A 23134-nucleotide genomic window follows, 5' to 3' on the forward strand; every position below is an offset into this window, starting at 1 on the left:
CACCGGCGCCATGCCTGAGGCGTTAGAGTTAAAAGGCATGTCTACCACCCGAAGGAGGGGCCGTTGGGAATCTTGGAGACCGTCCGCAACCCGCAGGACCTGAGTAAGTTGTCCGAGGCGCAGCTGGACCGGCTGACAGCCGAGGTCCGGGACTTCCTGATCGCCAACGTCTCCCAGACCGGCGGCCACCTGGGCCCGAACCTTGGTGTGGTGGAGCTCACCATCGCTGTGCACCGGGTCTTCGATTCTCCCCGGGACAGCATCGTCTTTGACACCGGCCACCAGTCGTACGTGCACAAGCTCCTCACCGGACGCCAGGATTTCAGCACCCTGCGCCAGCAAGGCGGTCTGTCGGGCTACCCGGACCGCGCCGAATCAGAGCACGACATCGTCGAAAGCTCGCACGCATCGTCCTCGCTGTCCTGGGCGGACGGGATCTCCCGGGCCCGGCAGCTCACCGGCGACGGGGACCGCTACGTTATCGCCGTGGTCGGTGACGGCGCGCTGACCGGCGGAATGGCCTGGGAAGCCCTCAACAACATCGCGGCCGACAAAAAGCGCCGGGTGGTGATCGTCGTAAACGACAACGGCCGCTCCTACGCCCCGACCGTGGGCGGATTCGCTGACTACCTCGCCTCGCTGCGCCCCACCATCGATTCCTTCCGCGCCGCCCCTGCCTACGAAGGCACCTTGGACTGGTGGCGGCGCAAGCTGCAGAACGGCGGACCCGCGGGCCAGTTCACCTACCGCAGCCTGCACGCCATGAAGAAGGGCGTTAAGGACTGGTGGGCCCCGCAGGGTATGTTTGAGGACCTCGGGATGAAATACATCGGTCCGGTCGACGGCCACAACCTCCAGGCCATGGAGCACGCACTGTCCACCGCGAAGAATTACGCCGGGCCGGTGATTGTGCATGCCATGACCGAAAAGGGTCACGGCTACGCGCCCGCCCGCGCACACGAAGCGGACCAGTTCCACGCCGTCGGGATTATTGACCCGGAGACGGGAGCGCCAACCGAGGCCGGCGGAGCGAAATCCTGGACCGCCGTCTTCGCCGACGAGATCGCCGAGATCGCCGATGAGCGAAAGGACATCGTCGGCATCACCGGCGCCATGCTGATCCCGGTCGGCCTGCACAAGTTCGCTGCCCGGCACCCGGAGCGGGTGTTCGACGTCGGCATCGCCGAACAGCACGCTCTCACCTCCGCCGCCGGCATGGCGTTCGGGGGACTGCACCCGGTCGTCGCTGTCTACGCGACCTTCCTGAACCGCGCCTTCGACCAGCTCCTGATGGACGTCGCCCTGCACAAAGCCGGTGTCACAATCGTCCTGGACCGGGCCGGCGTTACCGGGCCCGACGGCGCCAGCCACCACGGCATGTGGGACATGGCCATGGTCCAAATCGTGCCAGGCCTGCACCTCGCCGCGCCCCGGGACGCCAACCGGTTGCGTGAGGAGCTGCGCGAGGCCGTCGCCATCGAAGACGCCCCCAGTGTGATCCGTTACTCCAAGGGCACTGTCGGGGCCGAAGTTGAGGCGGTCGAGCGGCTCAGCGACGGCGTGGACGTGCTGGCACGGCGCCCGGTCGGCTCCAGCGAGAACGACGTCCTGATCGTCAGCGTCGGGGCCATGTCCGAACTCGCCCTGGACGTCTCCAACCGCCTCGGGGCGCAAGGCATCAGCTCCACAGTGGTGGACCCCCGCTGGGTCCTGCCGGTCCGGAAATCCATCGTCGCCCTCGCCTCCCACCACCGGCTCGTCATCTGCATCGAGGACGGGGTCCGCGCCGGCGGGGTCGGGTCCCGGATCAGGCAGGAAATGCGCGCCGCCGGAGTGGACACCGCCCTGAACGAAGTGGGCCTGCCGGTGGAATTCCTGGACCATGGAACCCGCAGCCAGGTGCTCGAACGGGTCGGCTTGACCGCCCAGCAGATCACCCATGACGTCGTGGCTCAGGTCCTGGGGACCAAGGTACCGTTCGCGCGTCCCCTCCCCGGCCAGGAACACCCCAGCACCGGCAGCCTGCCGATTCTGTGAGGACCCCCAAGGACCTGGTTCCGGGAGACCTGGTAGTCTCCCGGAACCGCAAATGGAACGGCAAGGCCCACTGGGTGGTGCCCGGTACCTACCTCGGCGAGGACGTCCACGGTTGGTGGATCTTCCAGGGAACCAACGAGTTCTGTTCGCGTCCGGGCGCCGCGTTCTACACCGAATCGGACGCCGTGCTGCTGGTTCCGCGAAGCGGCGAGTACGTCGCCACCTTCTACGCAGCGGGCCATCCCGCCGGCGTCAGGGTTTACGTGGATCTCGCGACGGACCACGGCTGGCGAACCATCCGCCCCGGCGTCACCGAGTTCCACCTGATCGACATGGACCTGGACGTCATCCGTACCGCGGAGCGCGGAGTCTACGTGGACGATGAGGACGAGTTTGCCGAGCACCGAGTGGAGATGGACTACCCCGAGGACGTGGCGGCCCGGATCAGCGCCGCATCGGATCAGCTTTACCAGGCCGTCAAGGCAGAACAGCCACCCTTCGACGGCACAGACCGCGAATGGTTCAGGAAAGGACGGGCATGAGCGGAATTATCCGGGTTTACAAGCGCAACGATGAGGGTGTCCTCGAATTCAGGGAGGCCTGGTTTGACGAGGACTACAGCCAATTTGTGATGAACCACGGCGTCGTCGGGCACCAGAGCAAAACCGATGAGACCGACGTCGCCGACGCCGGCGCTGCCGAGCGACTGATGGATGCCTTCGCCGTGCAGTGCGCCGAAGACGGTTTTGCCGAAATCCCCGAGGACGGGCAGTTCTGGGTCGTGGCCCAGTATGCACTGAAGACCAAGGGTGGCACGGATCGCGACCGTTACCTCGAGGAAAAGGCCAAGGACGCACTGATCAGCCACCTCGCGTGGCGGGGCCTCGGAATAGTGGACCGCTCGGAATTTTCCGATTCCAAGCTCAACATCTTTATCCTGACCCCGGACGTCAACAAGGCGGTTAATGCCATCAAGGTCTGCATTCGGGGCGAGGACCTCGACTTCACCAAGTTGAGCATCGGCGCCGCTACCGACGGGTCCAGCTTTCGACTCAAGTACTCAGCCAAGCCGGCGAACAGCTTTAGCCTCTAGTTCCGCGGGCCGCTCCACGGGCAGCTTGCAGACCATTTTTTGGGGACCCCGACGGAAAGGAATTCCAGATGGCGGCGAAATCCGTTGAACCGGGCCGTACCCCGCTGCCGCGGGGGATCTCGGCTCCGGCCCGCCGGGCCCTCGCACACGCCGGAGTCGAGTCACTCGAACAGGTGGCGGCACGCGGCGGGCGGGGACTTGCCCGAATGCACGGCATCTGTCCGCGGACCCTGGCCCAGCTCCAGGATGCCCTCGACGATCAAGGGCTGGAGCTGACCGCCGGATAACCCTCCGCGGCCCCGGGCAGCACACCGGACGCCGGCCGCCGCAGCGGCCCGCGGACGGGCCCGGGCCGTTATAGGCTGAAGTACATGACTGAATACCGCCGCGTGGGAAATTCCGGACTGACCGTCTCCGTCGTTGGACTTGGCTGCAATAACCTTGGCCGGGCCAATACGGCGACCGAGTCGCAGGACGGGACCGACGCCGTGGTGCATGCGGCGCTGGACTCCGGCATAACCTTCTTCGACGTCGCGGACACCTACGGCCGGGAACCGGGACTGAGCGAAACCATGCTGGGCAAGGCCCTGAACGGCCGCCGCGACGAGGCAGTGGTCGCCACGAAGTTCGGGATGGACATGGGCGGTGCCAACGGCAATGACTTTGGTGCCCGTGGCTCCCGCCGGTACATCATTAAGGCTGCGGAGGCCTCGCTCCGCCGGCTCGGGACGGACTGGATCGACCTTTACCAGTTCCACACACCCGACCCGCTGACCCCGATCGAGGAGACCCTCGATGCCCTCGATGAGCTCGTCAGCAGCGGCAAGGTCCGCTACATCGGCCACTCCAACCGTGCCGGCTGGCAGATCGCCGAAGCCGAATTCGTGGCCCGTGCCCGCGGTGGAGCCCGGTTTATCTCCAGCCAGAACCACTACAACCTGCTTGACCGCCGCGCTGAGCTTGAGGTCACTCCGGCCGCGGACGCCTACGGCTTGGGCGTGCTGCCGTACTTCCCGCTGGCCAACGGCCTGCTGACCGGCAAATACGCCAGGGACACCGCACCTGAGGGTTCGCGCCTCAGCCACACCCGCACGAACCTGGTCCACGACGCCGACTGGGAACAGTTGGCGGCCCTGGGCGCCTTCGCAGCCGAGCGGGGCCTGAACGAGATCCAGGTGGCGTTCTCCTGGCTTGCGGCCCAGCGCTCGGTGAGCAGTGTTATCGCCGGAGCCACCCGGCCGGAGCAGGTCCGGCAAAACGCCGCCGCCGTGGCCTGGATCCCCACCGCCGCGGAACGTGACGAACTCAACGACCTCTTCCCGCGAACGCCGAAAGTCGCGCTTTTCTAGATGGCCTCGCTGTCGCCCGGGAAACCGCTGCGCGTGCCCGCACGGCGTTGCGGGTTACTCACGACGCCGGCTAGGCAGCGGCCACTGCGCACCTTATCTGATCGCCCAGCGACCTGAACGCCCAGCGACCTTAACGCGCAGCGGCGGCGGGCTTCAGGAACTCTGATGCCCGCCGCCGGGAGTGCCGCCGGCATGCGGGGTGTTAGGTCACTTCGACCGTCCGGCCGCTCCGGGCGTTAGGCCGGCTCGGACGCCACACCCGGCGCCAGGAACTTCCGGCCGGTGACACGCTCCGAGGCGCCGACCCGGTCCAGGTACGGGGTGATGCCGCCAAGGAACATCGGCCAGCCGGCACCGAGGATCATACAAAGGTCGATGTCCTCCGGACCGGCGACGACACCCTCGTCCAGCATCAGTCCGATTTCCTCGGCGAGGGCGTCCTGAGTGCGGCGCAGCACCTCCCCGGCGGTGGACGGCGAATCCCCAAAGGACATCAGGGCCTGGGTCTCGGCCGGAATGGTCGGCGTACCGGCCGTCACCGAGGCCGGGTCCCAGATGGACCGGACCCCGTGATCGATCAGGTTCTGCAGGTTCTGCGAGACGGTGAACCGGCCGGGGAACGCAGCGTGCAGGGACTCCTGGACGTGCTGCGCGACCGGCAGGCCCACCATGGCCCCGAGAACGAAAGGTGTCATCGGCAGGCCCATCGGGCGCAGCGCATTATCCGCCACCCCGGCGGGGGTACCCTCGTCGAAGGCGGCCGTCACTTCTCCCATCAGGCGCAGCAGGATGCGGTTGACCACAAAAGCGGGGGCGTCCTTGACAAGTACTGCGGACTTCTTCAGGCCCTTAGCCAGTTCGAACGCGGTAGCCAGTACGGCGTCGTCGGTCTTTGGGGCCCGGACAATCTCCAGCAAAGGCATCACTGCCACCGGGTTGAAGAAATGGAAGCCGATGAGCCGCTCCGGATGCTCCAGGTCCTCAGCCATGGCGGTGACGGACAGCGAGGAGGTGTTGGTCGCCAGGATGCACTCGGGCGAAATGATCGCCTCAAGTTCCTTGAAGACCTGTTTCTTGACGTTGAGTTCCTCGAAGACGGCCTCGATGACGAAGTCGGCGTCGGCGAAGGTTTCCTTCGAAACCGCGCCGCTGACCAGGGCCTTGGTCCGGTTGGCGGCATCCGCGCTGATCCGCTTTTTTGCCAGCAGCTTATCCACCTCCGCGTGCACGTAACCCACACCCTTGTCCACCCGGGCCTGGTCAATGTCCGTCATCACCACCGGCACCTTGAGCTGGCGGGCAAAGAGCAGCGCGAGCTGGCTGGCCATCAGGCCGGCCCCTACGACGCCGATTTTTGTGACCGGACGGGCGAGTTTGCGGTCCGGGGCGCCGGCGGGGCGCTTGGCTCGGCGCTGCACCAGATCCAGGAAGGCGTAGACAGTGGAACGGAACTCGTCGGTCTGCATAAGGTCCGCTAGGGTCCGGCACTCGAGCTCCGCCGACTCAGCCTGGGTCATGGTGCGGTTTGCTTCCAGCACGTCCAGCACCTTGGCCGGGGCCGGGGAGGCGTTCGACGTCTTGGTTTCGACAAAGGCGCGGCCCGCGGCGACGGCACCGGCCCAGCGATCGGCCACCTCCGGTACGGCGGGGTCGACGGCATTGGCGCGTTCGGGCGTGAGGGCGCCCGCGATAACCTGCGCAGCCCAGGCGACTGACTGCTCGACAAAGTCGGCGGGCTCGAAGATGGCGTCCGCTACGCCGAGTTTGTAGGCCTGCGGTCCGGTCAGGGTGCGGTTGTTGCTCAGCGGGTTCTCGATCATCACCTTAACGGCGTTCTCCGGGCCGATCAGCCGCGGCAGGATGTAGACGCCGCCCCAACCCGGGATCAGGCCAATGAACGCCTCCGGCAGTGCCAGCGCACCGGCGCCGGTGGAGACGGTGCGGTAGGTGGACTGCAGGGCTATCTCCAGCCCGCCGCCGAGGGCCAGTCCGTTGATGAAGGCGAAGCTGGGAACCCCGAGGTTTGCCAGCGTGGCGTAGACATCGTGGCCGAGTTGGGCCATCCAGAGGCCCTGCTCGCGGCCGCTGACCGATTTGACCGTGGACAAGTCGGCGCCGGCGACCAGGAAGTACGGCTTGCCGGTGACGCCGACGCCGGCGATCTCGCCACGCGCGGCACGGTCCCGCAGCCCCTCCAGGGCGGTGCCGAGCTCGATCAGCGTGTTCGGGCCCAAGGTAGTGGGTTTGGAGTGGTCCAGGCCGTTGTCGAGCGTGAGCAGCGCGAAGGTGCCGGGGCTCTTGCCGTTGACAGCCGGCAGCGCGATGTCCTGGACGTAGGAGTGCGTTACCGTCTCGTTCGGGAACAGCTCGGCAAGCTTATGGAAATCGGCGGCGCTCATGCTGCGGCTCCAGTCGTGGTGGTGGTGTAGTCGGTGCCGTAATCGGCGTGGTGCGGGTTTTCCCAGATGACGGTGGCCCCCATGCCCAGGCCAATGCACATCGTGGTCATTCCGAAGCGAACGCCCGGGTCCTCGGCAAACTGGCGGGCCAGCTGGTTCATCAGCCGGACGCCGGACGAAGCGAGCGGGTGCCCGACGGCGATCGCACCGCCGTAGCGGTTGACGCGGGGATCGTCGTCGGCGATCCCGAAGTGGTCCAGGAAGCTGAGCACCTGGACGGCGAAGGCCTCGTTGATTTCGAACAGGCCGATGTCCTCGATGCCGAGTCCGGCGTTCTTCAGGGCCTTCTCGGTGGCCGGGACCGGGCCGATGCCCATAACTTCCGGCTCGACGCCGGCGAAGGCGTAGCTGACCAGGCGCATCTTCACCGGCAGGCCAAGTTCCTCGGCCGCCTCGGCGGAGGCCAGCAGTGCGGCGGTGGCGCCGTCGTTGAGGCCTGCTGCATTGCCTGCCGTGACCCGGCCGTGGGCGCGGAAGGGGGTTTTGAGCGTGGCGAGGTCCGCCACGGAGGTGCCCGGGCGCGGCGGCTCATCCACCGTGTTGACGGTCCAGCCCCGGCCCGGCTTTATGGTGGCCACGGGGACCAGGTCCGGCTGGATCTGGTCTTTCGCGTATGCTGCGGCAAGCTTGTCCTGGGAAGCGACGGCGTAGGCGTCGGTGCGTGCCTTGGTAATGGCGGGAAAGCGGTCGTGCAGGTTCTCTGCCGTGTTGCCCATGTTCAGGGCTGCCGGGTCCACAATCCGCTCGGACATAAAGCGCGGGTTGGGATCCGCACCGGCCCCCATCGGGTGGTTGCCCATGTGTTCCACGCCGCCGGCGATCACAACGTCGTAGGCACCGAAGCCGATACCGCTGGCGGTGGTGGTCACGGCCGTCATGGCGCCGGCGCACATCCGGTCAATCGCAAAGCCGGGTACGGTCCGCGGCAGTCCGGCCAGCAGGGCCGCGGTGCGGCCGATTGTCAGTCCCTGGTCACCGGTCTGTGTTGTCGCGGCGATGGCCACTTCGTCGATTCGTTCGGCCGGCAGGGACGGGTTGCGGCGCATCAGCTCGCGGATGCATTTCACTACGAGGTCATCGGCCCGTGTTCCGGCGTAGATGCCCTTCTCGCCGGCCCGGCCGAACGGGGTGCGGACGCCGTCGACGAAGACGACCTCACGGATGGTGCGCGGATTCGCGGTGCTCCGGGTGTGGCTCACGTGTTACTCCTCATCGAGACCTGGGTGCCGGACCCCTGCCCCGCGCGCAAACGCCGAGGACAGCAGGGAACCGGGCGACATCAGACAACATGTTACTTGTCAGTAACATAGCTGGCAAGGAGTAGGTGGCCGGGCCGCATGGAGGCGGGTTGGCAACGGGCCGGGAGGGCGGCTGCCGGGCTTAGCCTGCTTTGTCCGGGGCCGGCACGGTCTTGGCTTCCTTGACCGGCAGTGGCTGCGGGTTGCGGAAGGCTTCGGCGATGAGCGGGGTGACCAGTTCGATCTGCCACTGCCGGGTCCCGAGGTTCGCCAGTTCCTCGGCGATTCCCTCTTCGCTGAACTCCACGGGCGGACGCCAGGAGACACGGCGCAGGTGGTCCGGGGTCAACAGGTTTTCCAAAGGCATGTTCAGTTCTTCGGCCTTGGCCTGCAGCAGCGGGCGGGCGGTGGCGAGCCGGGCGGCGGCCTCCGGGTCCCGGTCGGCCCAGACCCGCGGGGGCGGGGGAGCGTTGGTGGGCAGGTGCAGGGGAGGAAGGTCCTCGAGGGCGCGGGCGGCGGTGATGCAGCGCAGCCAGCGCGGTGCCTCGCGCTGGGCTGCGCGGCCGTGGAAGCCTTTGGTCCCCAGCAGCTGGGGCACGGTGCCGGGCATAGCCTTCGCCGCCGCGACCAGGGCGGAGTCGGGAATCAGCCGGCCGGGGGCGACGTCGCGGTTTTGCGCCAGCGAATCCCGTTCGAGCCATAGCTCGCGCACCGCGGCGAGCTGGCGCCGGTCGCGGATCTGGTGCAGTCCGGACGTTTTCCGCCACGGATCGACCCGGGGTGGTGCCTGGCCGGCGCCCAGGATGGCGGCGAACTCCTGTTCGGCGAAGTCCAGTTTGCCGTCGGCGGTGAGCAGTTCGATAAGCTCCTCGCGCAGTTCGGTAAGAACTTCGACATCCAGTGCCGCGTAGCGGAGCCACGGTTCCGGCAGCGGCCGGGTGGACCAGTCGGCCGCTGAGTGTTCCTTGGCGAGGCCAAAGCCCAGCAGCTGCTCGATCACCGCAGCGAGGCCCACCCGGGGAAGCCCGGCGAGGCGGGCGGCGAGTTCGGTGTCAAAGAGTCTGTCCGGCCACATGCCGAGTTCGGAGAGGCACGGCAGGTCCTGGCTGGCGGCGTGCAGGATCCATTCGACGCCGCGCAGGGCCTCGTTGATGATGCCAAGGTCGCCAAAGGGTTCCGGGTCGATCAGCCAGGTGCCGGAGCCCTCCCGGCGGATCTGCACCAGGAAGGCGCGCTGGCCGTAGCGGAAACCGGAAGCGCGTTCGGCGTCGACTCCGGCAGGGCCATGGCCTGCGGCGAGGGCAGCCGCGCAGCGTTCCAGCCCGGACATGGTTTCAATAACGAGCGGCACACCGTCGCGGGGGGCGTCAAGGTCGATCACCTCGGGAACCAGGCTGTCGAAGCCGTCCACGGCGATGTGGGCTGTGGCGTCAGCGGCCTCGGTCTGATGTTGTACGGTGCCTGCCGTGCTGATTTCCGGAATTTGAGGGGTCATGATGGGTTTAGTTTACCGATAACACGGTGCTGCGGGCCGCGCATCCGCCAAAAGGAGTCGGTGTGCCCGTCCTTGCGGCCGATGTCAGCTTCCAAACCAGGCCCGTCCCCGGCGCCGGCGCGGCAGGGCTGTGACACCGTCGGGCAGCGGCGGCAGGCCGGCGAACGTGCAGACCATGTCGGACCAGGCTTCCAGATGCGAGGTGATGTCCGGGGTGGCCGGAGTCCAGGATGCCCTGAGCTCGATGTCGATCGAATTGGGTCGGCCTTCGAGGGTTCCGAAGCTTTCGGACAGTACCCTGGTCGCGGTGCCGCCGGCCGAGCGGTACGGTGCGGCATGGTCCTGCAGGGCTTCGACGAGCCAGGTCCAGGCAACGGAACCCAGCAGTTCGTCATTGCCCATCTCCGGTTCCAGCTGCGCGCGGATGTAGGTAACGATCCGGAATTCCCCCTCCCAGACCGCGGAGCCGTCGGGATCGTGCAGCAGGATAAAGCGGCCGGTGGCCAGTTCGATGTCCTCGCTCTCGGACGCTCGCGCCAGGGCGGCCGCCGCGGGTCCATGGACTGCGCCGGAAGACGTTGATGCGCCGGGCGCAACAACCTCCGCCCCGAGTGCCACAGCGAACGGTGCCAGCCGCGCCGGGGCCGGGATTTCTTCCAGGCGCAGTTCACCCCGGGTTCGTGCCTGCCGAAGCGTTCCCAGGGCAAAAAGAAAATCTGCCGGAACCTGGTCGAGTGCGTTCACAATGGAAGATTATGCACGGAGTGTGCACAAGCCCTGCAGGCTCGCCGCCGCTGCCCGCTCCGGCTTTGGGCGGGCGAGGGCGGCGGGCGCACTGCCGGGATCAACCGGCGGCGAGCTCGCGCTTGATGGCGGCGATAAAGGAATCAACATCGTCTTCGGTGGTGTCGAAGGAGCACATCCAGCGAACCTCGCCGGCCGCCTCGTTCCAGTCGTAAAAACGGAAGGACGCGCGCAGCCGGTCCGCCACGCCGGGCGGCAGGACCGCAAACACGCCGTTGGACTCCGTCTTCTGGCTTAGCTCGACGCCGGGGATGGATTCGACGCCGGCCCGAAGCCGGGCAGCCATGGCATTGGCGTGCGAGGCGGAGCGCAGCCACAGGTCCCCTTCGAGCAGGGCGATGAACTGCGCGGACATAAACCGCATCTTGGAGGCGAGCTGCATGTTCATCTTGCGCAGGTAGATCAGGCCCTGGGCCGCGGCCGGGTTCAGGGCGATGACGACCTCACCGAAGAGCAAGCCGTTTTTGGTGCCGCCGAAGGAGAGGATGTCGACGCCGGCGTCGCGGGTGAAGGCCCGCAGCGGCACATTCAAGTGGGCTGCAGCGTTCGCCAGCCGGGCGCCGTCCATGTGTAGCTTCATGCCCTTGGAATGGACATGCTCGGCGATCGCCCGCACTTCGTCCGGCGTGTAGCAGGTGCCGAGTTCGGTGGTCTGGGTGATGGACACGGCCAGCGGCTGCGCGCGGTGCTCGTCGCCCCAGCCCCAGGCTTCCTTGTCGATTAGCTCCGGAGTCAGCTTGCCGTCCGCTGTGGGGACCTGGAGCAGTTTGATGCCACCGATCCGCTCAGGGGCGCCGTTCTCATCCATGTTGATGTGTGCGGTGGAGGCACAAACCACGGCCCCCCAGCGAGGCAGCAGGGACTGCAGCGACAGCACGTTGGCGCCGGTGCCGTTGAAGACCGGGAAGCACTCGATCCCTGCGCCGAAGTAGCCCTCCATCAACTGCTGGAGCCGGGCGGTGTAGTCGTCCTCGCCGTAGGAAACCTGGTGGCCCTCGTTGGCGGCGGCCAGGGCCGCCAGTACCTCCGGATGTACGCCGGAATAGTTATCCGAGGCAAAGCCGCGGACGGCGGGATCGTGGAGCCGCACCGCTGTGCTGGCGGGGGCAGTTTCAACTGTGCTTGTCATCGATTTGCTCACTCTTTCAGTCTAAGGAGATCCGGGCCCCGGCACTAAGCCGCAAGGGGTCGGTCAGGGCTGCGGAACCTGCCCAAGCAGTACGCGCCGGCCGTTGAGTTCCGCCGCGGGGGAGGTGAAGAGCCCGACGGCGGCCGCAGCCAGTTCCGTCACGTCGGTGAATCCGGGGAAGGTGCGTTCCGGCGACTTCGCGCGCATGGCGGCATCCACGAGGGCTTTCACCACAAAAATCACCGCCGCGCTGTGCTGTTCAACGGGGACGGCGGCACTGCCGGGACCGGCGGCCCCCGCCTGCCCGCGGTGGAAACCGTCGGCCACGGCCAGGGTCCACGCTTCGGCTGCCGCCTTGGCAGCCACGTAACTGGCACCGCCAGCCGTCGGCCGGCCTACGGCCGTGGAGGACACCATGGCGAAGCGGCCGGCGTCGGACGCCGCAAGATCGTCATAAAACACGCGCGAGACGTTGCGCAGCGTGGTGATTGCGCCGCGTTCCAGGAAGTCCCAGTCCTCGTCGCTCTGGTCGGTGATGCCCTTGGCGCCGCGCCAGCCGCCCACCAGATGAATGACGCCGTCGACGCCCCCGCCTTTTCCGGCCAGCATCGAGTGCACGGTGGAGTGCAGCGACCGGACTGCAGCGAGGTCCGCGAGGTCGCACACCAGTGGCGTGACTGCGCTTCCGGCTTCCGCGGCGGCCGCTTCAATCCGGGCCCGGTCCGAGCCCACGGTGAAGACCGTGTGCCCGGCCCCAGTCAGCGCGCGCGCCGCGGCGATTCCGGACGGGCCGCTGCCGCCGGTGACCACCACGTTCAGGGGCCGTCCGGCGCTCATGCGGCGTTCATGGCCGTGCTGGTATTTGAGGTCTCCGAGGTGCCCGTGATGCCGGCCGTGGATTCGATGACCGGGCGCATTTTCTTCTCAAGTGCCTCGTAGAACATCGAGAGCGGGAACTCGTCGTCGAGGACCTGGTCGGTGAGTCCGCGCGGCGGGCCGGCCAGCGGCAGCGCATCCGGACCTTTGGCCCAGACGGACGAAGGGTTGGGTGTGACGGTGCCGGAAATCAGCTCGTACGCGGCCAGCCAGTGCGCCATCTTCGGCCGGTCGATGGAGCGCCAGTAGAGCTCTTCGATCCTGGCGCCGAGTTCAACCACAACGTCGGCGGCCTCGTCCCAGTCGATGCTGAGTTTACTGTCGGTCCAGTGCAGGACGCGGTGCTGGTGCATCCAGGCAAAGAGCAGCTGGCCACCCAGACCGTCGTAGTTGCGCACCCGGCTGCCGGTAATGGCGAAGCGGAAGATCCGGTCGAAGATAACGGCGTACTGGACCAGCTTGGCGTGCCGGCGGGCCTCCGGATCGGCGTCCTCGTCCTTTTCGATTTTCACGGATTCGCGGAATGCGGTCAGGTCGCAGCGCAATTCCTCGAGGGAGTACAGGAAAAACGGCATCCGCTGCTTGATCATAAAGGGGTCGAAGGGCAGGTCACCGCGCATGTGGGTGCGGTCGTGGATCAGGTCCCACATCACAAAGGTTTCCTGGGTCAGCTCCTGGTCCGTCAGCAGGGCTGCCGCGTCCTCCGGCAGCTGCAGCGAGGTGATGTCCGCGGCGGCGCTGAGCACGCGGCGGAAGCGGGCTGCTTCACGGTCGGCAAAGATGGCGCCCCAGGTGAAGGTAGGAGTCTTGCGGACCGCGACGGTTTCCGGGAACAGCACCGCGGAATTGGTGTTGTAACCGGGGGTGAAATCCAGGAAACGAATCGGCACGAAGAGCTTGTTGGAGTAGTCGCCCTCCTCCAGCCCGGCAATGAACTCGGGCCAGATGACCTCGATCAGGACGGCCTCGACCAGGCGGTTGCTGCTGCCGTTCTGCGTGTACATCGGAAAGACCACAAGGTGCTGCAGGCCGTTGACCCGGTGCTGCTGCGGCTGGAAGGCCTGCAGGGAGTCCAGGAAATCGGGCACGCCAAAGCCGCCGTCGGCCCAGCGGCCGAAGTCGGTCACAAGGAGGGTGAGGTAGTCGGCGTCGTGCGGAAAGGACGGCGCGAGAGCCGTGATGGACGACGAGATCGTCCGGACATATCCGCGGGCCGGTTCGTGGTTGGCGGTCTCCGGCACGGAGCCGTCCTGGACCTGGAGTGCCTGCAGCGCGGTGGCGGCGGCCTTGAGCTCCATCCACGCCGGGGAGTCGGCCGTGATCGGGGCAGTGGTGGTGACAGCAGTGGTAGTCATCGTCAGCTGGCGCCTTTCTGTTTGCTGGGAGCGTCGCTCGTCAGTAGCTGAAACGAGCGTAGCAAGCAAACAGAGGTACTAACGCAAAACAAGCTTGAGCATAAGAAAGTCTGGGGCAAACCGCCCGCAGGACCCCGGCCAGCTCCAGCGGCCGCGGGGCTTCCCGGAGATTCGGGCGGGGCGAACCGGCGAGCACTGCAGAGGACCCCCGGCGGCGCCGCTGCTGCGGTGCCGCCGGGGGTCCTGGTCGCAGCCGTACCCGGTGCGGACTACTGCCCGGCGTCGCCGGCCGAAACCAGCTTCAGGGAAACGGAGTTGATGCAGAAGCGCTGGTCGGTCGGGGTTCCGTACCCCTCGCCCTCAAACACGTGCCCCAGGTGCGAATCGCAGTGGGCGCAGCGGACTTCCACACGCTCCATGCCCTGGGTGCGGTCATGGATATACCGGACGGTGCCGTCCGCCAGCGGGGCCCAGAAGGAGGGCCAGCCGCAGTGCGAATCGAACTTCTCCTTGCTGGTGAAGAGCTCCGTGCCGCAGGCGCGGCACTGGTAAACGCCAGCGGTGTGGGAGTCCCAGTACTCGCCGGTGTACGGGCGCTCGGTCCCTGCCTGGCGGAGCACGCGGTACTCCTCCGGACTCAGTTCCTGGCGCCACTGCTCGTCGGATTTTTCCACCGTCGGGCTGGCGTTGCCGGCATCGGATCCGCCCGCGCTTTCGGCGGCGGGATCCTTGACGGGCGTGACTTTTGGCCTGTTTGTAAAGATGCTCATAGCCTCAGTAACGCTCAGGAGTCCCCGATAAATCCCGATCCGGCATAAAGATGCAGGACCGGAAGACCCAGCTTGTCCTGGGCTTTGGTGGCCCAGTCCGTGTGGAAGGTGTCTGCCACGGCATGCGGACGGGTGATGACAACTGCCTGCCCGGCGCCGAGTTCCTTGACCCGGGCGACCATTCCGTCGACGGCTTTGCCCTCAACGATTTCGCCGGTCACGCCGCTGCCGAGTCCTGCCAGCGCTGCGAGCGAGGCGGCCAGGGTTTCCGCGGCTTCGGCGCGTTCCCCCGCAGGGTCGGAGTGTGCCGTCAGTTCACGGAAGGCCTTGGAAATTTCCAGCAAGGAGAGATTCTCCAGGAAATCCACCAGCAGGTGCCGCTCCGTGCTGGCCGGAACCAGGACCACCAGCGGGGTATCACCTCCGGCGAGCAGTGTTTCAATGTTGACGCGGTCGTCCGCGCCGAGGGGCTCTTCTGTCAAAATGACGATTGGATCACTCATGCCCCCAGCCTAGTCGCGCACCGGTACGCCCGCACGGTTTGCGGCCAGATGTCCCCGGATGCCGTGCCGGGCGCGGACTTCGGTAAGAATGGTGCCATGGCTTCTTCCCTCCGCCTCCTGCCGGATCCGCACCGGATCCCCGCCGCCCGCGGCCGGGCCACCCGCTCCGCTGCTGCTACCGCAACCGACGCTTCGGCCCAGGGCATTGCTAAATGGGCCCTCGGCGGCATCATTGGCGGCAGTGCAGCGGCCGGGCTGCTGGCTGCCGGATCCTCCGCACTCGCCCTGTATTTCGCCCGCCGCGTGATCACCCCCGCCAAGGTCAAGGACGAGGACCAGGAAATTCTCGCCGTCATCCGGGCCGGACACGGGTTGCAGGTGATCCTCGCCGCGACGCCCGAGTCCACGGTCGAGGGCGTCTATGGATTGTTCTTCGACGGCGGACGCGGACACGCCCGGATCGGCCGGATCGTGTCCTATTCGCCGGCAGAGCGCACCGTGCAGCGGGAAGTCGAGGCTGTCTACAGCGGCGACCTCAGCACGGCCCGCCGCGGCTACTGGAGCGGAGCCGCGTTCCCGGATCCCGCCAGCATCGGCCTGCCCCCGGAAGACGTGGACATCGACGTCGACGGCGGAACAGCGCCGGCCTGGCTGGTCCGGGGCCCGCACGAGTCCGGGATCTGGGCGATCATGGTCCATGGCCGGGGGGCGAGCCGGCAGGAATGCCTCCGGGCCGTCCCGACTGCCCGGGAACTGGGCCTGACCAGCTTGCTGATTTCCTACCGCAATGACGGGCTGGCGCCTTCGGCGAACGACGGACGATACGGTCTGGGCTCCACCGAGTGGCGCGACGTTGAGGCCGCCATCGGCTTTGCCCTCAGCCACGGCGCCCGTGAAGTGGTGCTCTTTGGCTGGTCCATGGGCGGGGCCATCTGCCTCCAGACCGCCGATTTGTCCCGCTACCACCCCCTGATCCGCGCGATGGTGCTCGATGCCCCGGTCATTAACTGGGTGAATGTGTTGGCGCACCATGCAGAACTCAACAGGATTCCCTCTGCGGTCGGCCGCTACGGGCAGCTTATGATGAGCCACAAGCTGGGCCGGCGGCTGACCGGCCTCGCCGCCCCGGTGGACCTGAAGGCGATGGACTGGGTATCCCGTGCGGTGGAACTGCGGACGCCGACGCTGATCATCCACAGCGTCGACGACGAATACGTCCCCTACGGCCCGTCCGCGGCCCTGGCGGAGAAGAACCCGGAGATGGTTACCTTCGAGACCTTCGACCGCGCCCGCCACACCAAGGAGTGGAATGTGGATCCGGAGCGCTGGGAGCGGCTGGTCACGGCTTGGCTGGGGCAGCAGATTGCGCCCCGCCCTAACCCTGGCCAGCCGAATCCGGAGCCGGAGCCCCGCCGGGTTGACAGTTGACGGCAATGTTTGCCGACAACATTGCTCTTTTCTGCACCCCCGGCGTGCGGAAGCCGGCTAGTTCCTGCCGGTGCCGATCCGGGCCGTGCGGGCGCCGGTAAGCCGGATCAATTCGGCCGGGCTTAGCTCAAGGTCCAGGCCGCGCCGACCGCCGGAGACAAATATCGTTTCCAGGGCCAGTGCGCTGGCGTCGACCACGGTGGGGGAGGGCTGCCGTTGTCCCAGCGGCGAGATGCCGCCCAAAACGTAGCCGGTGCGGCGTTCGGCCGCCGCGGGGTCCGCCATCGCCGCCTTCTTGCCGCCGAGGGCGGCCGCCATCGCCTTGAGGTCCAGGTTGCCGCTCACCGGCACAACACCGACGGCTAGCCGGCCGTCGACGTCGACCATCAGGGTTTTGAACACGCGTGCGGGATCGACGCCGAGTACCTCCGCGGCTTCCAGCCCGTAGCTGGCGGCGGCCGGGTCATGGCTGTAGGGGTGGACGAGGAAAGGAACCCCGGCAGCCGTTAGCGCGGCGGTCGCCGGGGTTCCCTGTGAAGCTTGCTTGCGTGCCATACGATCCGTGCGTCGGTCAGGGCTGCTGCGGAAGGGCAGCAACTTTGCGTTTGATCCGGCCCAGCATAGCGGTCATCCCGCGCATCCGAAGCGGCGTGATGGCGCGGGTGAGGCCCAGCAGTTCGGGCATGTCGTCCGGGACTGCCAGGATCTCGGCCGGGCTCAGGCCGTCAAGACCCGCATGCAGGACACTCGCAAAGCCGCGGGTGGTTGGGGCTTCGGGGGGAGCCTTGAAAAAGAGTTGTACGCGTTCTGCCGCGCCGCCGTCGGACTGCTCCGTTTCAATGGTCAGATACAGCGGCGACTGGCATTCCACCACCTGCTCCATCAGCTCCGGGTGGTCCTTGAGCCGGTCCGGAAGTTCCGGAAGTTCGCGGGAGAACTCGAGGAGCAGCTGGAGCCGGTCGGGTTCCGTGACGGCCTGGAAGTCGTCAACGATTTCGGCCAGTGCGGTGGGGAGGGCAGGAGTATTCATCTCGTCCAGCTTACGTCTTCCAGCTTCCGCACGCTCGGCGCCCGCATTCCGCCCGGAGCCCGGAGCAGCCTGCGGGCTACCCGGCAGCCGGCGCGCTGCCGCGTTCAGCGCCCTTGACGATCGGGGCGCGGACCGCGTTGCCCCATTCGGTCCAGGAGCCGTCGTAGTTGCGCACTGACTCAAAGCCCAGCAGGTACTTGAGTGCAAACCACGTGTGGCTGGAACGCTCGCCGATGCGGCAGTACGCCACAACATCGTCTCCCGCCTTCAGCCCGGCCTCGCCAAGGTACAACGACTCAAGTTCGGCGCGGGTCCGGTAGGTGCCGTCCTCGGCGGCTGCCCGGGCCCAGGGAATGGACGCCGCAGTGGGGATGTGTCCGCCACGCAGGGCGCCTTCCTCGGGGTAGGCGGGCATATGCGTGCGCTGGCCGGTGTACTCCTCGGTGGAGCGGACGTCGATCAGGGGCTTGCCGAAGTGTGCCATGACGTCTTCCTTGAAGGCACGGATCGGAGCGTCGTTCCGCTCGACGACGGGGTACTCGCCCGGGGCGACGGCAGGCTTGTCCGTGGTGAGGTGCCGACCTTCGGCGACCCATTTGTCCCGGCCTCCGTCGAGCAGCCGGACGTCCTTGTGGCCAAAGAGCTCGAAGACCCAGAGGGCGTAGGCGGCCCACCAGTTTGATTTGTCGCCGTAGATGACAACTGTGCTGTCGCGGGAGATTCCCTTCGCCGCCGCGAGGGCAGCAAACGCCGCGCCGTCGACGTAGTCGCGGGTAACCTCGTCGTTCAAGTCCGTGTGCCAGTCGATTTTCACGGCTCCCGAAATGTGGCCGACCTCGTAGAGCAGGACGTCCTCGTCGGATTCCACCACCACCAGCCGGCCGTCGTTGAGGTCGCCGGATTCGATCGCGGCGGCCAGCCATTCGGTGGACACTAGGCGCTCGGGGTGGGCGTAGCCGGCGAACTTCTCATTCTGCTCAACGGGGTAGGGCATTTGGTGGCCTTTCACTGAAACGGTCAGGAGGCCGGGCCGTTGCAGGATCGAGCACGGCGCCGGGCCTTCTCCAACACTAACCACGGCCCGCCGGGATTTCCTCCCCTGGTTCACGGACGGAAATATGGCCTTCGTCACGCGCCGTCCGGCTACACTCCTCGGGCCGACAGTCGGCGCGCGCTTTGCCGGTATTCTTTTTGGGGACAAGAGACCAGCAGAACGGACCACCTTGGTACAGATCGAACAGCTCACCGCCCGCACCCCGGCCGTTTCAGTGGACGAACTCCTTAACGGGTTTTATCCGTCGCCGCGCTTTGGTGAGGTGTCGTTTTCCAGCTACCGGCCGGACCCGGCCCAACCCAGCCAAAGTGCCGCCGTCGGCGCGCTGGAAGCTTTTGCGGCCAACGTGGGGTCGCGCGATGGGGAGGGCCTCTTCAAACGATTCTTCGGCAAAAAGGACATCTCCCGGGCGGGGATCTACCTCGACGGCGGCTTCGGCGTCGGCAAGACCCACCTGCTCGCCTCGCTGTGGCACGCCGCCCCGGGGCCCAAGGCGTTTGGCACCTTTGTGGAATACACAAACCTGGTCGGGGCGCTTTCCTTCCGCAAAACCGTGGAGGCGCTGAGCCACTACAAGCTGGTCTGCATCGATGAATTTGAGCTCGATGATCCGGGCGACACCGTGCTGATGTCCCGGCTGATGCGCGAACTGGCCGACGCCGGGGTCAAGCTCGCGGCCACCTCAAACACCCTGCCCGGTTCACTCGGCGACGGCCGGTTTGCCGCCGTCGATTTCGCCCGGGAAATCCAGGTCCTGGCGGACCAGTTCGACGTGGTCCGGATTGATGGTGAGGACTTCCGCCACCGAGGTCTGCCCGCCGCGCCGCAGCCGCTGCCCAACGAACAGCTGACGCACCGCATGCAGGCGGAGTTCCATGGAAAGACAGTGGCGCGCGATGAGTTCAGCACCCTGATCGACCATCTGGCCGGTGTCCACCCGAGCCGTTACCGTCAATTGCTCGACGGGATCGAAGGCGTGGTCTGGAAAAACGTCCACACCATCACCGAGCAGGCAGTGGCGCTGCGGTTCGTGGTACTCGCGGACCGGCTCTACGACAAAGACGTGCCCATCCTTGCCAGCGGTGTGCCGTTCGACCAGCTTTTCACCGAAGAAATGATGACCGGCGGGTATACAAAGAAGTACTTCCGGGCCGTCTCACGCCTTACCGCACTGGCCAGGGAAGGCCAGAACCGCGAGCCCTCGTAGCGAATCCTGCTCCGCAGCTGCGGCGAGTCATTCGCTGGCGCGCCGTAGGGGGCTCGCCTTGGCCAGTGGTTGGTCCGTGTAGTCGAGGCGCCGTTAAACGCCGGAGCCGTTAAACGCCGGAGCCGTTAAACGCCGGAGCCGTTAAACGCCGGAGGTGCCGGCACCGCCTCTCGGCGGGACCGGCACCTCGCTGACGTATCTGGGTCAGAGGCCTGGCCGGCGGTCTTCGCCGGCGGCGGGCGGCTCATCGGCCACGGGAGTTCGATCGGCGACAGGAGCCGTATTGGGCTTCTCGTTCGCCTTGTCCACGAAGCCGGAAGCGCCGCGCTGCATGGCATCGATCTTGTCGGCGTGCTTTCCGCCGGTCTTAGAGTCGACGAAGTCGCCGGCCTTTTCGATGCCGTCCTTGATGGCTCGTTCGTTGCCACCAATAACTTGCTGAGCCTTGCCCTTTAGATCGTCAAGTAATCCCACGGGCACCTCCCTTCGGTCGTGGAGCCAGATCGCTCCTGCATTTTCTACCCTAACCGGAGCTGGCGGGGGTGCCAAGGGTGTCCGCTCACAGGGTAAGAGGCGATTCCTCCCAGCGTTCAGGCCAGCAGACCGGAGGGGCCGGACTCAGAGCTGACGAAGGGCTGTGGGCCAGAAGAGGATGGGCAGGACGCACCTGACGCGCCCGGCATTGACACACATTTTGTCCTATAACCCGCATTTTGGCCGCTAACCCTATAACCCTGGACAAGGGGCCGGGCACAAAAAAGAGCAGCTCCGGGGGAGCTGCTCTTGTGGTGGGCGATACTGGGATCGAACCAGTGACCTCTTCCGTGTCAGGGAAGCGCGCTACCGCTGCGCCAATCGCCCGCAACCGGAAGTATCCGGAGTGGAATTGCAATGAAGAGAGCGGACGACGAGATTCGAACTCGCGACATCCACCTTGGCAAGGTGGTGCTCTACCAGCTGAGCTACGTCCGCATTTTAGTCCATGCCGGCTTGGCCGGTGGTACTGCATCAAGCAAGTTGCCTTGCTCTGGTGGGCGATACTGGGATCGAACCAGTGACCTCTTCCGTGTCAGGGAAGCGCGCTACCGCTGCGCCAATCGCCCCTTGCATCCGATCTGCACCGGAAACCAGGGTTTTCACCGAGGTGGGTACGGGATTCGAACCCGTGTATACGGCTTTGCAGGCCGCTGCCTCGCCTCTCGGCCAACCCACCGTGTAGATACGATTCCAAAGAACCTTACCGTGACAGTGTCCTGCGAGCGGACGACGAGATTCGAACTCGCGACATCCACCTTGGCAAGGTGGTGCTCTACCAGCTGAGCTACGTCCGCATTATTGTCAGCAAATCCCCGCCGCAATCGGCAATTCCTCGCGTTCCAACGAGTAAGAACTCTATAGGAGGTTCAGGGAACTTACAAATCGAGCCGACGATGACTGACTTCAAGACCGCTGTATCCCTGAATTCTAGGGTTTTTTTCGAATTACAGCCATGTAATTAGGGAAGGCTTTTCCGGTCGCAGCCCGGTGGCCCTCCCAGCGGGCCGCAGTTCAGCAGGGCAGTGTTGAAGGACGCATACGGCGCCATCACGGTAGCGTGCCGCCCCGATTTCTAAATTTGCTCAGGGTGGGCTAGCATTCAATGGCATTGGGGCGATTGGCGCAGTGGTAGCGCGCTTCGTTCACACCGAAGAGGTCACTGGTTCGAACCCAGTATCGCCCACGCACTAAATGGTCCGCCCCGCTCAGTGAGCGGGGCGGACCATTCAGTTAAATGCTGCGGGCTTCGTCCTGAGTTCCTGCCACCGGCGATCGTTCTGGTGAGCCGCATGGTGTGAGCCTCGGTTGAGCGGATCGCGGTGTTCTGCACTGTCTTACCCCCGTGAAAGAGTCTTGTTATGACCGCCCCACTTCTTGCCCACGCCACGGATCACGGCCGGATGTATGCCCGGTCCACGTCGGAGCAGTTTTCCGTGCCCTCGATTACCACAGTGATCGGCCAGCAGCCCCATGGCCTGGACGGCTGGTTTGGCTACATGGGCGCCAACAGCCTCGCCCAGGACCCCGGGTTGCCCGGTATTCTCGGCAGTCCGGCCAAGCTTCGCCAGGCGGTGAGCCGTGCCGCCAAAGCGGCCGGAACCTACCGCGACGATGCCGCGAAACGCGGAGACCGGGTGCACAACTATTGTGAGCAAGTGGCTTTGCGTGCCTTGGGCCGGCCGCACCAGATGAAGGAAACCCGCGAGGCCCTCTCCGAGAACGGTGAGGAAGCTTTCGCGGCCAGGTTCGACGAGTGGTGGGAACTCTTCCAAGTGGAACCCGTTGCCCCGGAAATCACGGTCTGGAACAAGACCGTAGGCTATGCCGGGACCTTGGACCTTGTCGCCAGGATTAACGGCCGCACCTGCCTCATCGACTACAAAACCAAGGGCACCAGCCGAGATGGCACAGTCAAACCACTCGATGACAAAGTGGTGATGCAGCTCGTGGCCGGCATGAAGGCCGAGGAAAGCCTGGTGGATCCCGTGGCAGGGGAGTGGGAAGCCTGGCAGCACGGTGAATCCCCGATCCTGTTAGCGGTGGCGATTGGGCAGACTGAAGTCCGTCCGCTGCGCGCCAACCCTGACGTCCTCAAGCACCATTGGTGGAAGTTCTGCGCCCTGCGGCGCGTCTGGGAAATGTCCGCCGACACCACAGCGGCCGGAACTGCCCTCCTGCCGATCGCGCCGCCGGTAGCCCGCTGAGGTGGCTCCGGGCGCCGTCACGTCAGCGTCATCGTTTCCAGGCGTCGCTGCGGAACTCCGCCACCTGGATGTCAGCAGAAACAGCGGTTCGGACGCAGCCAAGCGTGGCATTTCGCGGCGCCGCCTCGGAATACCCTGCTCGGACTCTGGATCTAGGCCAGCCAGGGGTATCCGTACGTCACTGGGAGCGAAGACCGCTTTCTGCTCGCTTAAGTCATCAGGCGAGTAGTCAACAGGGGTCGGCGTTTCAAAAACGTTAATTCCCGGATCGGCGGAGCCGTGCAAAGGATATGCCGCGTCGTCGGCTAGGCGGTTCAGGATCTGCCAAAGAGGAACTTTAGTTGGGGGCCGAACCCAACCACCGCCAGCTGACTCGAGCCGAGCCTTGACTTCCCGGTAGTCGATGGGGTCTAGAAGGTGCGTGCCAGTGACAAACGTGGCAGCCAGTACCCCTCGATGCCAGGCATCGGCCTACCCTAAAACATTCGGTCCCCGGTGGCAGGAACGCGGGGCACCAATCCGCATGCGCCGTGCATGGGCCAGCCGACACCGTGCTTGTGGCTATG

General features: G+C 66.0%; 21 protein-coding genes and 6 tRNA genes. 9 read left to right on the forward strand and 18 right to left on the reverse strand.

The genetic code is table 11. The features are described 5' to 3' along the window. The first annotated feature begins 63 nt into the window (after positions 1–63). The 5 genes from dxs to ABIB49_RS12575 all read left to right on the forward strand — a co-directional run bounded on the left by dxs (position 64) and on the right by ABIB49_RS12575 (position 4479). A complete protein-coding gene (dxs, locus tag ABIB49_RS12555) occupies positions 64–2037 on the forward strand; it encodes a 1-deoxy-D-xylulose-5-phosphate synthase (RefSeq protein ID WP_226773221.1) in 1974 nt (657 codons plus the stop codon). Next, positions 2034–2579 (forward strand): DUF402 domain-containing protein, encoded by a 546-nt coding sequence (locus ABIB49_RS12560; protein ID WP_226773220.1) that lies wholly within the window; start codon positions 2034–2036, stop codon positions 2577–2579. The genes dxs and ABIB49_RS12560 overlap by 4 nt, the downstream gene beginning before the upstream one ends. Continuing rightward, on the forward strand, positions 2576–3130 hold the full coding sequence (locus ABIB49_RS12565) for a hypothetical protein (RefSeq protein ID WP_226773219.1): 555 nt from the start codon (positions 2576–2578) through the stop codon (positions 3128–3130). Before ABIB49_RS12560 ends, ABIB49_RS12565 begins: the two co-directional genes overlap by 4 nt. 68 nt (positions 3131–3198) lie before the next feature. Further along, positions 3199–3417 (forward strand): helix-hairpin-helix domain-containing protein, encoded by a 219-nt coding sequence (locus ABIB49_RS12570; RefSeq protein ID WP_226773218.1) that lies wholly within the window; start codon positions 3199–3201, stop codon positions 3415–3417. Positions 3418–3501: 84 nt separating this feature from the next. Then, positions 3502–4479, forward strand: coding sequence for an aldo/keto reductase (locus tag ABIB49_RS12575; RefSeq protein WP_226773217.1), 978 nt, complete (start codon positions 3502–3504; stop codon positions 4477–4479). 236 nt (positions 4480–4715) lie between these two features. On the opposite strand, the gene ABIB49_RS12580 is transcribed toward ABIB49_RS12575, so the two are convergent. The 9 genes from ABIB49_RS12580 to ABIB49_RS12620 all read right to left on the reverse strand — a co-directional run bounded on the left by ABIB49_RS12580 (position 4716) and on the right by ABIB49_RS12620 (position 15108). Further along, positions 4716–6878, reverse strand: a complete 2163-nt coding sequence (locus ABIB49_RS12580) for a 3-hydroxyacyl-CoA dehydrogenase NAD-binding domain-containing protein (RefSeq protein WP_354157133.1) — start codon at positions 6876–6878, stop codon at positions 4716–4718. After that, complete coding sequence (locus ABIB49_RS12585) at positions 6875–8137, reverse strand: thiolase family protein (protein WP_282359833.1); 1263 nt, start codon at positions 8135–8137, stop codon at positions 6875–6877. The genes ABIB49_RS12580 and ABIB49_RS12585 overlap by 4 nt, the downstream gene beginning before the upstream one ends. Positions 8138–8318: 181 nt before the next feature. Beyond that, a complete protein-coding gene (locus ABIB49_RS12590; protein WP_354157134.1) occupies positions 8319–9671 on the reverse strand; it encodes an HRDC domain-containing protein in 1353 nt (450 codons plus the stop codon). An 84-nt stretch (positions 9672–9755) separates the two neighbouring features. Continuing rightward, positions 9756–10418, reverse strand: a complete 663-nt coding sequence (locus ABIB49_RS12595) for a DUF3000 domain-containing protein (RefSeq protein WP_226773563.1) — start codon at positions 10416–10418, stop codon at positions 9756–9758. A 97-nt stretch (positions 10419–10515) separates the two neighbouring features. Next, a complete protein-coding gene (locus ABIB49_RS12600) occupies positions 10516–11604 on the reverse strand; it encodes a threonine aldolase family protein (RefSeq protein ID WP_226773542.1) in 1089 nt (362 codons plus the stop codon). 63 nt (positions 11605–11667) lie between these two features. Next, on the reverse strand, positions 11668–12441 hold the full coding sequence (locus ABIB49_RS12605; RefSeq protein WP_282359831.1) for an SDR family NAD(P)-dependent oxidoreductase: 774 nt from the start codon (positions 12439–12441) through the stop codon (positions 11668–11670). Next, positions 12438–13835 (reverse strand): DUF6421 family protein, encoded by a 1398-nt coding sequence (locus ABIB49_RS12610; RefSeq protein ID WP_354157135.1) that lies wholly within the window; start codon positions 13833–13835, stop codon positions 12438–12440. The genes ABIB49_RS12605 and ABIB49_RS12610 overlap by 4 nt, the downstream gene beginning before the upstream one ends. A 269-nt stretch (positions 13836–14104) precedes the next feature. Next, positions 14105–14605 (reverse strand): peptide-methionine (R)-S-oxide reductase MsrB, encoded by a 501-nt coding sequence (msrB, locus tag ABIB49_RS12615; RefSeq protein WP_226773545.1) that lies wholly within the window; start codon positions 14603–14605, stop codon positions 14105–14107. 14 nt (positions 14606–14619) lie between these two features. Further along, complete coding sequence (locus ABIB49_RS12620) at positions 14620–15108, reverse strand: hypothetical protein (RefSeq protein ID WP_226773546.1); 489 nt, start codon at positions 15106–15108, stop codon at positions 14620–14622. Between the two features lie 96 nt (positions 15109–15204). Here ABIB49_RS12620 and ABIB49_RS12625 point away from each other — a divergent pair, with 96 nt between their 5' ends. Then, positions 15205–16536, forward strand: coding sequence for an alpha/beta hydrolase family protein (locus ABIB49_RS12625; protein ID WP_226773547.1), 1332 nt, complete (start codon positions 15205–15207; stop codon positions 16534–16536). 57 nt (positions 16537–16593) lie between these two features. Here the strand turns inward: ABIB49_RS12625 and ybaK are convergent, their stop codons facing one another. From ybaK to ABIB49_RS12640, 3 genes are all read right to left on the reverse strand, one after another. Continuing rightward, complete coding sequence (gene ybaK, locus ABIB49_RS12630) at positions 16594–17091, reverse strand: Cys-tRNA(Pro) deacylase (protein WP_226773548.1); 498 nt, start codon at positions 17089–17091, stop codon at positions 16594–16596. A gap of 16 nt (positions 17092–17107) precedes the next feature. Continuing rightward, complete coding sequence (locus ABIB49_RS12635; RefSeq protein ID WP_226773549.1) at positions 17108–17566, reverse strand: SufE family protein; 459 nt, start codon at positions 17564–17566, stop codon at positions 17108–17110. 76 nt (positions 17567–17642) lie between these two features. Then, the gene (locus ABIB49_RS12640; RefSeq protein WP_226773550.1) at positions 17643–18560 is read right to left on the reverse strand and encodes a sulfurtransferase; all 918 of its coding nucleotides are present in this window, start codon (positions 18558–18560) and stop codon (positions 17643–17645) included. A 229-nt stretch (positions 18561–18789) separates the two neighbouring features. On the opposite strand from ABIB49_RS12640, the gene zapE reads away from it, so the two are divergent. Then, on the forward strand, positions 18790–19827 hold the full coding sequence (zapE, locus tag ABIB49_RS12645) for a cell division protein ZapE (protein WP_226773564.1): 1038 nt from the start codon (positions 18790–18792) through the stop codon (positions 19825–19827). A gap of 204 nt (positions 19828–20031) precedes the next feature. Here the strand turns inward: zapE and ABIB49_RS12650 are convergent, their stop codons facing one another. The 6 genes from ABIB49_RS12650 to ABIB49_RS12675 form a co-directional block, all read right to left on the reverse strand. Continuing rightward, a complete protein-coding gene (locus ABIB49_RS12650) occupies positions 20032–20301 on the reverse strand; it encodes an antitoxin (protein WP_282359829.1) in 270 nt (89 codons plus the stop codon). A 312-nt stretch (positions 20302–20613) separates the two neighbouring features. Continuing rightward, positions 20614–20688, reverse strand: a tRNA-Val gene (locus tag ABIB49_RS12655). A gap of 38 nt (positions 20689–20726) precedes the next feature. Then, positions 20727–20799, reverse strand: a tRNA-Gly gene (locus ABIB49_RS12660). Between the two features lie 56 nt (positions 20800–20855). Next, a tRNA-Val gene (locus ABIB49_RS12665) sits at positions 20856–20930 on the reverse strand. 39 nt (positions 20931–20969) lie between these two features. Beyond that, positions 20970–21040: transfer RNA gene (locus tag ABIB49_RS12670), tRNA-Cys, on the reverse strand. Positions 21041–21085: 45 nt separating this feature from the next. Continuing rightward, positions 21086–21158, reverse strand: a tRNA-Gly gene (locus ABIB49_RS12675). Positions 21159–21475: 317 nt separating this feature from the next. Here ABIB49_RS12675 and ABIB49_RS12680 point away from each other — a divergent pair. Together ABIB49_RS12680 and ABIB49_RS12685 are read left to right on the forward strand one after the other, a co-directional pair. Next, positions 21476–21547: transfer RNA gene (locus ABIB49_RS12680), tRNA-Val, on the forward strand. 175 nt (positions 21548–21722) lie between these two features. After that, positions 21723–22568, forward strand: a complete 846-nt coding sequence (locus tag ABIB49_RS12685; RefSeq protein ID WP_226773552.1) for a cytochrome — start codon at positions 21723–21725, stop codon at positions 22566–22568. Positions 22569–23134: the final 566 nt, after the last annotated feature.

Origin of the sequence: Arthrobacter sp. UYCu512, from assembly GCF_040547075.1 — a bacterium.
In the GTDB taxonomy this organism is placed as follows: Bacteria; Actinomycetota; Actinomycetes; order Actinomycetales; family Micrococcaceae; genus Arthrobacter.

Excerpts from the sequence above, each read along its gene's own strand:
- ABIB49_RS12565 (WP_226773219.1), top strand. The coding sequence starts at position 2,576 with ATGAGCGGAATTATCCGGGTTTACAAGCGCAACGATGAGGGTGTCCTC.
- ABIB49_RS12570 (WP_226773218.1), top strand. The coding sequence starts at position 3,199 with ATGGCGGCGAAATCCGTTGAACCGGGCCGTACCCCGCTGCCGCGGGGG.
- ABIB49_RS12575 (WP_226773217.1), top strand. The coding sequence starts at position 3,502 with ATGACTGAATACCGCCGCGTGGGAAATTCCGGACTGACCGTCTCCGTC.
- ABIB49_RS12580 (WP_354157133.1), bottom strand. The coding sequence starts at position 6,878 with ATGAGCGCCGCCGATTTCCATAAGCTTGCCGAGCTGTTCCCGAACGAG.
- ABIB49_RS12590 (WP_354157134.1), bottom strand. The coding sequence starts at position 9,671 with ATGACCCCTCAAATTCCGGAAATCAGCACGGCAGGCACCGTACAACAT.
- ABIB49_RS12600 (WP_226773542.1), bottom strand. The coding sequence starts at position 11,604 with ATGACAAGCACAGTTGAAACTGCCCCCGCCAGCACAGCGGTGCGGCTC.
- ABIB49_RS12605 (WP_282359831.1), bottom strand. The coding sequence starts at position 12,441 with ATGAGCGCCGGACGGCCCCTGAACGTGGTGGTCACCGGCGGCAGCGGC.
- ABIB49_RS12610 (WP_354157135.1), bottom strand. The coding sequence starts at position 13,835 with ATGACTACCACTGCTGTCACCACCACTGCCCCGATCACGGCCGACTCC.
- msrB (WP_226773545.1), bottom strand. The coding sequence starts at position 14,605 with ATGAGCATCTTTACAAACAGGCCAAAAGTCACGCCCGTCAAGGATCCC.
- ABIB49_RS12620 (WP_226773546.1), bottom strand. The coding sequence starts at position 15,108 with ATGAGTGATCCAATCGTCATTTTGACAGAAGAGCCCCTCGGCGCGGAC.
- ABIB49_RS12625 (WP_226773547.1), top strand. The coding sequence starts at position 15,205 with ATGGCTTCTTCCCTCCGCCTCCTGCCGGATCCGCACCGGATCCCCGCC.
- ybaK (WP_226773548.1), bottom strand. The coding sequence starts at position 17,091 with ATGGCACGCAAGCAAGCTTCACAGGGAACCCCGGCGACCGCCGCGCTA.
- ABIB49_RS12635 (WP_226773549.1), bottom strand. The coding sequence starts at position 17,566 with ATGAATACTCCTGCCCTCCCCACCGCACTGGCCGAAATCGTTGACGAC.
- ABIB49_RS12640 (WP_226773550.1), bottom strand. The coding sequence starts at position 18,560 with ATGCCCTACCCCGTTGAGCAGAATGAGAAGTTCGCCGGCTACGCCCAC.
- ABIB49_RS12685 (WP_226773552.1), top strand. The coding sequence starts at position 21,723 with ATGACCGCCCCACTTCTTGCCCACGCCACGGATCACGGCCGGATGTAT.